This is a genomic window from Exiguobacterium sp. s146 (genome assembly GCF_018618415.1).
Taxonomy (GTDB): domain Bacteria; phylum Bacillota; class Bacilli; order Exiguobacteriales; family Exiguobacteriaceae; genus Exiguobacterium.
Genome location: NZ_JACSMA010000004.1, coordinates 70,604 through 83,639 on the forward strand (window position 1 = coordinate 70,604; position 13,036 = coordinate 83,639).

Sequence of the window (13,036 nt, forward strand, 5' to 3'; positions counted from 1 at the left end):
ACACCGCATCATTTAGCACCATCTCCTATCACCAGTCCTTCTTTTGTGAACAATCGTTCAGAAATAGTTCGCCTAAATGCAGGTAAAACCCTCGAAAGTAAGCGGTTTCTCCGTTACAATGGACTCGTATTATCACAGATAAAATCGCTAGATATAGGGAGAGACTTATGAAAACATTGAACGAACGCGCACTCGAGATGCACGCCATGCACCACGGAAAATTGGAAACGACACCGAAAGTCGACGTCGACACGAAAGAAGCGCTCAGTCTCGCTTATTCACCAGGTGTCGCCGAACCGTGCCGCCGCATCGCTGAAGATAAAGAACTGTCTTACGACTATACACTCCGTGCCAACACGGTCGCCGTCGTCTCGGACGGAAGTGCCGTCCTCGGCCTCGGCAATATCGGTCCAGAGGCCGCGCTCCCGGTCATGGAAGGGAAAGCCGTCTTGTTCAAAAGCTTTGCCGGGGTCGATGCGTTCCCCATCTGTCTCGACACGCATAACGTCGACGAGATCGTCCGGACGGTCGAATTGCTTGCGCCGACGTTCGGTGCCGTTAACTTAGAAGACATCAAGGCGCCCGAATGTTTCGAGATCGAGGCGCGCCTGAAACAGACGCTCCCGATTCCTGTCTTCCATGACGACCAACACGGGACAGCCATCGTCGTCTTGGCCGGTCTCGTCAACGCGTTGCGTCTCGTCGATAAGACGATGCCTGAACTCCGTGTCGTCATGAACGGTGCCGGGGCCGCCGGCATTGCCATCGCCAAATTATTGAAGCGTTTCGGCGTCGAAGATCTCGTCATCTGTGATACAAAAGGCGCGATTTATGAAGGACGCGTCGAAGGGATGAACCCGTTCAAAGATCAAATCGCTAAAGCGACGAACCGGAAGCAACACGAAGGGTCGCTCGCCGACGTGCTTCAAGGGGCCGACGTCTTTATCGGTGTCTCGGCGGCTGGTGCCGTCACGGAAGACATGGTCCGCTCGATGGCCGTCGACCCGGTTATCTTCGCCCTCGCGAACCCGATTCCGGAGATTATGCCGGACCTCGCGACAAACGCCGGGGCGCGTGTCGTCGCGACCGGCCGTTCCGATTTCGCCAACCAAGTGAACAACGTCCTCGCTTTCCCAGGCATTTTCCGGGGCGCACTTGACGTTCGCGCCAGCGAAATCAATGAGGAGATGAAGGAAGCCGCTGTTCACGCGATTGCCGACTTGTTGACCGAGGAAGATTTGGCGAACGGCGTCGTCATCCCGAGCCCGTTCGATGAACGCATCGCACCGGCCGTGGCAGTTGCGGTCGCCAAAGCCGCCGTCGAGACCGGCGTCGCCAAACGTCCGCTCGATGAAGCCGCCATCCGCCAGCATGTGAGTCAAAAACATCTGTAATCCAAAAACTGCGCAGACCAATAAGGTCTGCGCAGTTTTTTTAGACGGTTCCTTGCAAGATCCCTTCCGCCCATTCGACTTCTTCCGTCGTCGGTGGTTTGATCCCTTTGAGCGGATAGTCGAGCCCGAGCGCCTCCCATTTATAGACGCCCATCTCATGGTACGGCAAGATTTCGACTTTCTCGACGTGGTCGAGCTTTTGAATGAACGCTGCCGTGCGACGCAGCGCCCCTTCATCGAGTGTCCATTCCGGGACGAGGACGTGGCGAATCCACATTTTCGTTCCGCGCTCGGATAAGTGTTCAGCGAGCGCGAGCGTGTTGACGTTGCTGCGTCCTGTTAGTTTCTTACACATCTCATCGTCGATATGTTTAATATCAAGCAACACGAGATCGGTATGGTCTAAAATGGCATCCAAGTTAGGGGGACGGAGTGCACCCGACGTGTCGAGTGTCGTATGGAGCCCGTGTTTCTTCGCTTCACGCAACAACGCCTCTAAAAACTCTGGCTGCGCGAGCGGATCGCCCCCAGAAATCGTGATGCCGCCTTTTGACGCTTCCATGAACGGACGATAGCTGAGCGCTTCCTGAATGACGTCCTCGGCCGAACGATGGTTATTCTTTTTGAAATCCCACGTGTCAGCATTATGGCAATACAAGCAACGAAGCGCACAACCTTGTAAAAAGACGATAAAACGAATTCCCGGGCCGTCAACGGTTCCAAACGATTCGACCGAGTGTACATATCCCATTGTCATCGAAATGACCTCCTAACGAATGAGCGGCCCTCAGGTGAAGGCCGCCAAGCCTTTGTTTACAATGAACCGTGGAACGTCCGGTTGATGACGTCGATTTGTTGTTCACGTGTCAACTTGATGAAGTTGACCGCGTATCCTGAGACACGGATGGTGAGCTGTGGATATTCTTCCGGATGTTCCATCGCATCGAGTAACGTCTCACGGTTGAAGACGTTGACGTTCAAGTGATGTCCTTTATGTTCGCCGCCCATATAGCCGTCAAGCAGTGCCGCCAAGTTGAGTTCACGGGCCACTTCTTCTTTGCCGAGCGCTTTCGGGACGATCGAGAACGTGTAGGAGATGCCGTCTTGCGCGTGTTCGAACGGAAGTTTCGCGACTGACGAGAGCGACGCGGCAGCCCCTTTCGTATCACGGCCGTGCATCGGGTTCGCGCCTGGTGCGAACGGTTCGCCGGCGCGGCGTCCGTCCGGTGTGTTTCCTGTCTTCTTGCCGTAGACGACGTTTGATGTGATCGTCAACACCGATTGCGTATGGAGCGCGTCGCGGTACGTTTTATGCTTGCGCACTTTTTCCATGAACGACTCGACGAGCTCGACAGCGATTGCATCGACACGGTCGTCGTTGTTGCCGAATTTAGGGAAGTCGCCTTCCGTCTCAAAATCGACGGCGATGCCTTGATCGTTGCGGATTGGTTTCACGGTCGCGTATTTGATAGCTGACAGGCTGTCCGCTGTGACCGAAAGGCCGGCGATGCCGCATGCCATCGTCCGTAAAATTTCAGGGTCGTGAAGCGCCATCTCAATCCGTTCATACGCATATTTGTCATGCATGAAGTGGATGACGTTGAGCGTGTTGACGTAAAGCTCGGCGAGCCAATCAAGCGTGCGATCAAAGTCGGCGTACACTTTGTCGTATGTGAGTACGTCTTCGGTGTTCATCTCCCACACTGGTGCGATTTGATCACCGCTCTTCTCGTCGCGTCCTCCGTTCATGCTATAAAGGAGTGCTTTCGCCATGTTGGCGCGGGCACCGAAGAACTGCATCTGTTTCCCGATTTTCATCGGTGACACACAGCAGGCGATGCCGTAGTCGTCGCCGAACTCTGGAAGCATGAGGTCGTCGTTCTCATATTGGATAGCAGACGTCTCAATCGACATCTTGGCACAATATTGTTTGAAGCCTTCTGGCAATCTTGTCGACCACAGCACGGTCAAGTTCGGTTCTGGTGCTGGCCCGAGGTTTGAGAGTGAATGCAAGAAGCGGAACGAGCTCTTCGTCACGTTCGAGCGACCATCCTCGCTCATCCCACCGATTGACTCGGTCACCCACGTTGGGTCACCCGAGAACAATTCATTATAGTCAGGTGTGCGCAAGAATTTGACGATTCGGAGCTTCATGATGAAGTGGTCGACGATTTCTTGGACGTCCGACTCGGTCAAACGACCGACTTCAATGTCACGCTCGGCGTATACGTCAAGGAACGTCGAGACGCGTCCGAGCGACATGGCGGCCCCATTCTGTTCTTTGACGGCTGCGAGATAAGCCAAGTACACCCATTGGTACGCCTCTTGTGTGTTTTCCGCCGGACGGCCAAGGTCGAACCCGTACGCCGCACCGAGTTGTTTCAATTCTTGCATCGCCCGGAGCTGTTCCGACATTTCTTCACGCGTCCGAATATCTGCCTCGGACAAGAAGCCGCCACGGTTTGCCAAGTCTTTTTTACGTGCCGCAATCAAGAAGTCCAACCCGTACAAGGCAACGCGACGATAGTCACCGATAATCCGTCCCCGGCCATAGGCGTCAGGAAGTCCTGTGATGATCCCTGATTTCCGTGCCGCTCGCATCTCAGGTGTGTACGCATCGAAGACACCTTGGTTGTGCGTTTTGCGAATTTCCGAATAAATCTTTGTGATTTCAGGGTTCGGCTCAAAGCCATACGATTCTAGTGCAGCGTCGACCATCCGAATACCACCGTTTGGATGGATTGAACGTTTGAACGGCTCATCCGTTTGAACGCCGACTACTTTCTCGAGTTCTTTATTTAAGTATCCAGGACCGTGCGAGACGATCGTCGACGGATTGTTTTGATCGACCGCCCAAACACCCCCGCGCTCCCGCTCTTCTTTCGTCAATTCCATCACTTGCGCCCAAAGCTGATTCGTCGCTTCGGTCGGCCCCGCTAAGAACGAATCGTTCCCGGTGTACTCGTGTCGGTTTAAACGGATAAACTCACCGACGTTCACTTCACTCGTCCACTGCCCAGGAACAAATCCTGACCAGGCTGATTTAATTTCGGTTGCCATTGTGGGTCACTCCTCATAGTTGAGATAACTGCGTGTTTGCTATACGTTGAGTGTACGTGAAAACGTGAACATTATGTTTTACATTATTGTGAAAGTTGTAACAATCTCATGAACGTTGGCGTAAAGCCGTTTTTGTAAGCGCTTTAAATTCTGTTATACTATATTTTCTTTGAACGATGAAACAGATAAATTACGTCACGACAGGATTTATCTCGATTCTGTATCATCTCAATTTGATTGTGACGATTTATACAGTTTTTAGTGTGATGTATATCACGACTCGGGGATAGAACTTGAATTTTTGCCTTACATCGGACACAATGAAGGCAGAACATTGTAGAAGAGGAAGGGGTTCTTCCCATGACGTACGAATTATTGACAGCCGATCACGACTTGAAAGCCGGTGACCGCATCTCCCTTAAAGTAGAAGCGAACGGTGAACAACGTGACGGATTTATCACAGAATTTGAAGACGCAGGTTTTTGGATTCGGTTTGACGACGATATCGAAAACGAGGATTTCATCGATTACCGCGACAATTTGCTCGCGGCGCTCATCTCGCGCCCGATTGACGTCGCAGCGACGTATCCAGAACTCGCCGCCTATGAGCGCTTGACGAAAGAATTGCAATATCGCGTGTATCAAGGATTCACCGTTGAAGGTGTTGAGGCAACGCCTGAGCAAATCGATGTGCACATCAAACTCATCGAAGACGGACAGACGTACACACAGACACTCCGCTCTTCATTCGACCAAGACACGGAACATGTTCGTTATATTTAAAACGGGGAGCACTTATGCTTCCTTTGTTTTTGCCCCACGATAAGGAGAAATGATATGAACTTTACAAAACCATTTATTAACGAAGCCTGGGATCGCCTCGGCTTCACTGAACCGATGCCGGTTCAAGCCGAAGCGTTCCCGCTTCTGTTAGACGGAAAAGACGTCACGATCGAAGCGCCGACAGGTACCGGGAAGACTCTTGCTTATTTGTTACCCGCCATTGAAAAGATCGACGCTTCGAACGATCGGATTCAAGTCGTCATCGTCGCGCCGACGCGTGAACTCGTCATGCAGATTCAGACGGTCGCACAACGCTTCACCGAGAAAGGTGACGTCCGCATCGCCTCGTTCATCGGTGGTGTCGAGTTGAAACGTCAAATCGACCGCTTGAAGAAAAAGCCGCATTTGATTGTCGGGACACCGGGCCGACTCGTCGAGCTCATCGACAAGAAAAAATTGAAGCTTCATGAGACGCACACGATTGTCCTCGATGAAGCCGACCAAATCATCGATAGCGGTTTGACTGAGGCTGCCGAGCGCATCATCAAACACACGGCGCACGAGCATCAAATCGCCCTCGTATCGGCGACGCTAACGGATACGCTCCAAGAATGGGCTGCCCCGTTCTTGAACGAACCAGGCCATGTGAAAATTGAACGGGCCGTAAGTGAAAAAGTGACGTACGGCTACATGTTGACGACGCGCCGCTATAAGCCAGAATTGCTTCGCCGTTTGTCACACGTCAACGGCGTCAAAGCGCTCGCTTTCATTAACAACCGCTCGTTCTTGCCGCCGCTCCGCGGCGAGCTCGACAAGATGAAAGTGAACTACCGCATGCTCGACAGCTTGAAAGGGAAACGTGAACGCGTGGAGACGCTCCGCGAGTTCCGCAAAGGCGATTATCCGCTCCTCATCACGACGGGTCTCGCCGCCCGCGGTCTCGACATCGAAGAAGTGACGCACGTCGTCCACTTCGACTTGCCGGAATCGATCGATGACTTCATTCACCGCTCGGGCCGGACGGCACGCGGCAATGCAGCCGGTACCGTGCTCTCGCTCGTGACGGAGGAAGACTTGACGCACTTGAAATCGTTCGCCCGCCAACTCGGCGTCGAATTGAAAGAACTCGAGATTTACCGTGGCGATGTCATCGAGAAACGCATCGAGGATAAACCGCCGGTCGTGAAGCGCCCTGCGAACAAACGAGGACCGCGCCGATGAAAAAAGACCGGAAAGTAATTCCATTCCCTTTGCTTGTAGAAGAGTCCGAATTGCTGGCCGAGCTAAAAAAGTTATATGAGCAAGCCGCGCTCGCGCGCAGCACACATTGGACAAACTATATTCAAGAAATCGCCTCGGAAGGCACGTGGCAGTTGAAAGACGCCGAGCTGTTCCGCGACCTGTTCATCGACTGGGCCGTCTTCTTCGAGACGGACGAGGACGGGATGACACCGCACGGCCGCTACTTGGCGGATCAAAAAAACGACATGTCCCCGGCCTTGTATCACGCACTACGTGGTTTGGCAGTCCCACGTTGCTCGGTGTTTGAAGTGACCGAGGACGACGGCTTACGCGACTGGGAGACGAAAGAGACGTATCGCGTCAACCTCCCGGAAAAACGTGAGGTCGGCGACATCATGCTCGGCAAACTGCTCGACATCCGTGGCAGCTGGCGTTTCGGATCGGCATTCCTCGCCCTTCCGGCGAAGATGGCCGGTAACGTGTCGGACCTGTATATCGACTTCACCGACGAGGTCGGTCCGGGTGCGTTCCTCGACCAGTTCCCAGAGTTCTGTGCAGAACTGATTGATATGTTGCTCGATTTAGAAGACGGGGTTATCGTCCCGAAACCATCAAAATAACCGAGAGGCGGCCGCCTCTCGGTTATTTGTTAGTCCACATAATATTCTGTGTTGGACACCAACGCTTTCGCCTCTTCGTTCGTCGCTTTCACGACAGCGCTCGAGATGGCTTTTCCGTCTTGATAGACGTCGATGACGGCCCCGTCTTTCGTCGGGCGCGCGTGATACAGTTGGTCACCGACATATGACGTCGTGCCAACCGAGCCATCGATGACTTGTCGCGTCGATTTCTTCCCCGTCTTCAAGTCGACGACGAGCTCGGTCCCATCTTCCTGCAAGGCGATCAATCGATCATCATAGACGGTCGAATTCCACATGTCTGCGTCCGGCGTCAATTCAATCACTTGCTTCGTGTCCACATCGTATGCATAAACTCCAACTTTGTCCTGCTCGCTAACATATGATTCTCCGCCTTCGGTGACGGTCGTCTGTTCGGTCATGTCAACTGGGATGAATCGATTGTCAGCGGCAATCGTCGCCATATAAGGACGGAAGGCCCAAGAAGTTCCTCTTACCGTGGAAATCGCCTCGTCTCCCAGCTCCAAACTTTCCATCGTGATCTGTTTCGCGTCCTCATCGAACTTGGCGATTTTCGTTTCTGCATTTCCCCCATATCCGTTGCGATAAATGACATGTATGTTTCCATCATGAACGAACAGACCCGCCCAAGGGCTATCCATGATTTCCGCCGAACCGTTGACGTCTTTACCGAAAACGTGTTTGGTCACGTCTTCTCCGTTCAATCGGAATACGATAATCTCTTTATTGCCATTCTGACCGACCCCAATATAGCCGTCAGGTGTCCGAATCGATTGTACGAACGTTAGACCCGAGAGCTGTCGATAAAATCCGCGAACGGAAGAATCGACCTCGTCTTCATACGCCAACGCCTGTTCGATATAACTCAAATTTGTCGTCACACGACTCCCATCGGTCGTCAAGTCAAAACGTTCCTTGTCTCCCTCTTCCGTATTGTAGTACAAGTTTATCGTCTGCTCTTCCCAAATCTCTGGATTCGACGTGACGGCCAACTCCCACTCGGCTTTTGTGTCCCGCATATCGACAGCAAACGTCCCAAGACCGATGATCACAACCGCTCCGAGCGCGGCCACATTCCACATTCGTTTCATACGTTTCACCTCACACACTTAGTTTCTTCGTCAAGTAACGACGAGCAATCCAGATTGCCGCAGTCATCCATCCAATCAAACCGAGCAAAATCAAAAGCATCAACTCGTCCATGAACAACCGGTTTTCTAGGAAATAGAACGTCAGCACAGGAACGAGAATCAGCGTCCCGAGAATCAACATCGCAAGGATAGGCGCCCATAATGTCCGTTGCCAAAGGCTCCGTTCCATCAATACGAACGCGAAAATGTATAAGATGACAAGCACAATCAGTACTTGATGAATCAGAAAATTGACGAATGAGGCGGGATACATGACGGAGAGCGCCCCATCGAAGCGAATCGCTTGTTCGAACGTCCCGCTCACCGGAATCATCTGGGAATCAAACCATCCGGTGAACGCTATGTACTGAAGTTTGAGCGCAATCCATTGAACCGATAAGAGACCGAGCACCATCAACATCATCGTTGCGAGCTTCGCACCAAAGACGAGCATCCGTTGTTGCGGCATGAGCAATAAGCGCATCATGAACGTCCCACGACCTTGGAAGTCGCGATACCAAATCCAAAAGCTATAGAGCAACATCGCAGCGACGGCCACCCCAATTGACAAAATGAACGGCACCCCACCAATATAATTGCCGAACGTCAAGACGTAATCCGGCGTACCGGTACGACGAATCTCTTCATACATGTTCGTCTCACTCCAAAGAAAGACCCCAAGCCAGGTGAACTGGGTGACGACGAGCAGTGTGATCAAGATGAGATACGGTTTCGTCATCCGCTCGACTTCCCATCCGAGTAATTTCAATAAGTTCATGCGCCGTACTCCTCTCTCATGACATCGACGATTGACTTCCCATGAATGAAGCGGACGTCCTCGACGTCGAACTCACGGACGATCCGACCGCGGTTCAACATAACGGCCTTGTCGACCAAGTATTCGATATCTTCAATCTCGTGCGTCGTAATCAAGACACCGCGGTCTTCCATGATGTCACTCGAGAACAACTCGACGATCTGTTCTTTCGAGAACACGTCGATGCCCGAGAACGGTTCATCGAGCAACAAATAATCCGGGTCTTGCGCAATCCCAAGCGCCAAATTCACTTTGGCGAGCGTCCCTTTCGACAGCTCGTTTAACTTGTCCTCCGGGAACAGCTTAAACTCATCGACGAGACGGGCGAACAAGTTCGGGTCGAACGTTGGATAAAAATCGCGCATAAATGCCTCGCACTGTTCAATCGTAAAATGAATCGGGAACGTCGAATGGTCCGGTACGAACGCGACGCGATTCAAATCAATCGGTTTGCCGTCGACGAGCACCGTTCCCTTGTCGAATGGCGTCAGTCCCATGATGCCTTTTAAAATCGTCGATTTCCCGGTACCGTTCAATCCGATTAAACACGTGATTTCCCCTTTTTGGGCCGTGAACGATACGTCTTCGATAACTTGCTTTTTGCGGTAACGTTTCTTAACTCCCAGTACTTCGATCATCGAGATTCCCCTCCCCGTATTGCCGTTTGATTTTATCGACAAGCTCATCCATCGTGACATCGAGTTCTTGAATCGATTCGACGAAGACGGCGACCGCCTCATCGACAAGTTCCGTCCGGATGCGTTTCAATACGTGTTCATCGGTCGTCACGCGGCTCGGACGGTTGCGTTCGGTCGTAATCAATTGTTGTTCCTCCATCTCCTTGAACGCCTTTTGGACGGTGTTCGGATTGATTTTCAGTTCGGTCGCGAGCTCGCGTCGCGACGGCATCTCTTCGCCCGCCTGCAGTTCACCAAGCGCCATCTTCTTTTTGAAGTAATCGACGACTTGCATATAAACCGGGGCTCTCGTGTTGAATTGTATGATCATGTTGTCACCTCTCTAAGTGTATGATGAGTCTAATACACTATCTAACTGTATTATCATCATAATACACTAACGAGTCAACAGTTTTTCCCAAAACAAAAACGCACCCGCCTATATATGGATGCGTCAACTGGATTGGACAATTCGATCAGCCTTATCTTTCGGGTTGATGGTCTTCAGATAATGCGCCTCCCCTAGCCAATACCGGCGTTCGTACTTGGCGAGCCGCTCCGCCAAGTCACCGATATACGTATCTCGATGCAGCACACGTTCATAACGGACCTCCTGCGGACAGTCGAGATAGACGACGTAATCGAAGTAAGCGTGCCATTCGTCACGGAGTAAAAAAATGCCTTCAATCAGGATGAGTGCATCGGCTGCGACCTCGAGTGGTCGCATGACGATTTCGTCCCGATCGCGCTCATAATACGGCAACGTCAGATTCGTCTGCCCTTCCCGAAGCGGTTTGAACAAGGTCTCCACGAGCAAGTCGACATCCCATTGGAGCGCATAATATTCCATCGCCTCTGACTGCCCCGTCGCGTAACGTCGGTGCCGCTCGACGATGAAGTCGTCTATATGGAACACCACTTCACTCGGTGCGGTCCCGCGCAGTTGTTCAACCAGTGTCGTCTTCCCCGCCCCACTCAATCCGTCGATGGCGACGAGGAACGGCCGGTCTGCCTTGCGTTCCGTATATGCACGGTGAATATCTGTTCGAAGTCGCTCCATTTTCCCATCTCCCCACATGAAAAAGTCAGCCCTAAAATACAGGGCTGACTTCAGTTTACCAGAGCACCCAACCTTTCGCTCCCGGCGGTGCACTCTCAATCAAGTGCCAAATTGGAATCGTATAAGCGAAGGCGATCAAGACGAATGTAACCGTGATCCAAAGCTTCCAGTTCTCGAAGAAACGCGGTGTCTCCATCGCCGCCTCTTCCGTCTCGGCGAGCGGGAACTCCTCTTCGCCTTTCGGCGCGAGGAACGACAAGTTGAACATCGAATAGACGAAGATGAGGACCGAGATCAACAGGATCGTTCCGCCGATCGCCATCGCGATGTGGTATGGGATCCATTCGTGCGTGAGCGCGTCCGAGAAGTACGTCGCCGGACCGGTCCGACGCGGGTTCCCTTGTAATCCCGAGATGTGCATCGCGTAGGACATGATTGACATCCCGAACGCCCACGTGCCCGCTTGAATCAATCCGAGGCGATTCATCGCTTTCGTGAGCGTGCGGCCGCGCAATACCGGCACGAGCCAATATGCCGTTCCGAAGAACGTCAAGGCGACGGCCGTCCCGACCGTGATATGGAAGTGGCCCGTGACCCAAAGCGTGTTGTGGACCATCGCGTTCAATTGGTGCGATGCGTTGATGATGCCGCCGGCCCCGGCCGGAATGAAGAACAACATGCCAACGAACGGAGCGAGGAAACGGACATCTCTGTACGGCATCTTCTTGACCCAACCAAAGAGACCGCGAGCTCCAAGGGCCCGACCGCGCAACTCAAACGTCGCGAAGAGTGAGAACGCCGTCATGAACGACGGGATGACGACGAGGAACGTCAAGATGACTTGGACGAACTTCCAGAACGGCTCAATCCCCGGTTCCGTCAATTGGTGGTGGAAACCGACCGGAAATGAGAATAACAGGAACAACAAGAATGCCATCCGTGCGAGCGCGTCCGAGAAGATTTTGCCGCCGATGACTTTCGGCACGACCGTATACCAGACGATATATGCCGGCATGAGCCAGAAATAGACGAGCGGATGACCGAAGTACCAGAACAGGGTCCGGCTCAACTCGATTCCGACCGTGTCTTTCCAGCCGAGGGAGAGCGGGAGCAGTTGAAATAAAATCGTCCCGGCGACACCGAGCGTGGCGATGACCCACAAGAGCATCGTCATGATACTCATATACGCTGGGAGCGGCGGATGAACGCCTGGATTCTCCCGTTTATAGTCCGCATACATCCGGAACATGGCGAACGCCGACAACCACGTCCCGACGACGAACAAGACGAGACCGATATAGAACACCGGGTCGGCCATAAGCGGTGCATAGAACGTGTAGAGCACGGTCGCTTTGTTGGCGAGCACCATGATCGTGACGAGCACGGCCCCGGCGATAATCATCCAAAATCCGAGCCAAGCGACTCGCGTCGGGAACGATTCAAAGCGTCCGAACGACTTGGCGAGGAGCGCGTAGAGCAGACCGATGATAAACATCGTCGTGAATACGAGGCCGAGCATGATACCGTGGGCCGTCAACAGTTGATAATAGCCGAATACTTCCGGGATGACCCCTGTCCGGATGAGCGTCTGCATGAGACCGGCTAATCCACCGATCAAGACGGCGAGGACCGAGATGACGACGTGCGCATAGGCAAGGCGTGCTTCTTTCGCACCGATGCTCGGCACCGGTACACCGCGTTCCATCTCCCACTGTTTTAATTTCGAGGCTACGTCGTTCATTTAGCCACCACCTTAATTTTTGTCGACATCATGTGATGTCCGGTCCCACAATATTCGTTACAAAGGATTAAATATTCGCCCGCTTCATCAAACGTATACGTGAGCGAGTTGATATGACCGGGTACGACCATCATATTGACCGGTGTGCCCGTCAACTGGAAACCATGGACGACGTCCGGTGATGTGACGAGAAACGTGACTTTCGCCCCTTTTGGAATCTCGACGTTGCCCGGCGTGAACGTGAACGCTTGCGCGACCATGACGAGTTCATATTCGTTATCGTCAATTTTATGAAGTCCCGGTTTGTCGAACGGGGCGGTTTGATGTACTTTCGCCGGATCGATCAAATCCGCGTCCGAGGCCGGTTGATTGCCTGCGGCAAAGGCAGAGATGCCAAGTACAGTCAAAAACACGCCTAATAGAATGATGCCGAATACAAGCCAATATTTCTCAAGTTTATGAATATGCATATG

The 13,036-nt window shown here is 52.7% G+C and carries 13 protein-coding genes; 4 read left to right on the top strand and 9 right to left on the bottom strand.

Translation table 11 applies throughout. The annotated features are described in order from the left end of the window. Window positions 1-167: 167 nt before the first annotated feature. On the top strand, window positions 168-1,394 hold the full coding sequence (locus tag KNP83_RS12490; protein ID WP_214762763.1) for an NAD(P)-dependent malic enzyme: 1,227 nt from the start codon (window positions 168-170) through the stop codon (window positions 1,392-1,394). Window positions 1,395-1,434: 40 nt separating this feature from the next. On the opposite strand, the gene pflA is transcribed toward KNP83_RS12490, so the two are convergent. Both pflA and pflB read right to left on the bottom strand, forming a co-directional pair. Continuing rightward, on the bottom strand, window positions 1,435-2,151 hold the full coding sequence (gene pflA / locus KNP83_RS12495) for a pyruvate formate-lyase-activating protein (RefSeq protein WP_214762764.1): 717 nt from the start codon (window positions 2,149-2,151) through the stop codon (window positions 1,435-1,437). 56 nt (window positions 2,152-2,207) lie between these two features. Continuing rightward, window positions 2,208-4,454: a formate C-acetyltransferase gene (gene pflB, locus KNP83_RS12500; protein WP_214762765.1), complete on the bottom strand. Its 2,247-nt coding sequence runs from the start codon at window positions 4,452-4,454 to the stop codon at window positions 2,208-2,210. 360 nt (window positions 4,455-4,814) lie between these two features. Here pflB and KNP83_RS12505 point away from each other — a divergent pair, with 360 nt between their 5' ends. From KNP83_RS12505 to KNP83_RS12515, 3 genes are read left to right on the top strand one after another with little or no spacing between them, the layout of a single operon-like run. Further along, a complete protein-coding gene (locus tag KNP83_RS12505) occupies window positions 4,815-5,237 on the top strand; it encodes a hypothetical protein (protein WP_214762766.1) in 423 nt (140 codons plus the stop codon). A 54-nt stretch (window positions 5,238-5,291) separates the two neighbouring features. Next, on the top strand, window positions 5,292-6,458 hold the full coding sequence (locus tag KNP83_RS12510) for a DEAD/DEAH box helicase (RefSeq protein WP_214762767.1): 1,167 nt from the start codon (window positions 5,292-5,294) through the stop codon (window positions 6,456-6,458). Beyond that, window positions 6,455-7,099, top strand: a complete 645-nt coding sequence (locus KNP83_RS12515; RefSeq protein ID WP_214762768.1) for a hypothetical protein — start codon at window positions 6,455-6,457, stop codon at window positions 7,097-7,099. The genes KNP83_RS12510 and KNP83_RS12515 overlap by 4 nt, the downstream gene beginning before the upstream one ends. Before the next feature lie 29 nt (window positions 7,100-7,128). On the opposite strand, the gene KNP83_RS12520 is transcribed toward KNP83_RS12515, so the two are convergent. The 7 genes from KNP83_RS12520 to KNP83_RS12550 form a co-directional block, all read right to left on the bottom strand. After that, complete coding sequence (locus tag KNP83_RS12520) at window positions 7,129-8,229, bottom strand: hypothetical protein (protein ID WP_214762769.1); 1,101 nt, start codon at window positions 8,227-8,229, stop codon at window positions 7,129-7,131. 10 nt (window positions 8,230-8,239) lie between these two features. Next, window positions 8,240-9,046, bottom strand: coding sequence for a hypothetical protein (locus KNP83_RS12525; protein ID WP_214762770.1), 807 nt, complete (start codon window positions 9,044-9,046; stop codon window positions 8,240-8,242). Continuing rightward, entirely contained in the window at window positions 9,043-9,723 is a 681-nt protein-coding gene (locus KNP83_RS12530) for an ABC transporter ATP-binding protein (RefSeq protein WP_214762771.1), read from the bottom strand. Before KNP83_RS12530 ends, KNP83_RS12525 begins: the two co-directional genes overlap by 4 nt. Further along, on the bottom strand, window positions 9,701-10,093 hold the full coding sequence (locus KNP83_RS12535; protein WP_128123737.1) for a GntR family transcriptional regulator: 393 nt from the start codon (window positions 10,091-10,093) through the stop codon (window positions 9,701-9,703). Before KNP83_RS12535 ends, KNP83_RS12530 begins: the two co-directional genes overlap by 23 nt. A 123-nt stretch (window positions 10,094-10,216) precedes the next feature. Beyond that, window positions 10,217-10,822, bottom strand: coding sequence for a kinase (locus KNP83_RS12540; RefSeq protein ID WP_214762772.1), 606 nt, complete (start codon window positions 10,820-10,822; stop codon window positions 10,217-10,219). Window positions 10,823-10,877: 55 nt separating this feature from the next. Continuing rightward, window positions 10,878-12,563, bottom strand: a complete 1,686-nt coding sequence (locus KNP83_RS12545) for a b(o/a)3-type cytochrome-c oxidase subunit 1 (RefSeq protein ID WP_251139365.1) — start codon at window positions 12,561-12,563, stop codon at window positions 10,878-10,880. Then, complete coding sequence (locus KNP83_RS12550; protein WP_214762773.1) at window positions 12,560-13,033, bottom strand: cytochrome c oxidase subunit II; 474 nt, start codon at window positions 13,031-13,033, stop codon at window positions 12,560-12,562. Before KNP83_RS12550 ends, KNP83_RS12545 begins: the two co-directional genes overlap by 4 nt. Window positions 13,034-13,036: the final 3 nt, after the last annotated feature.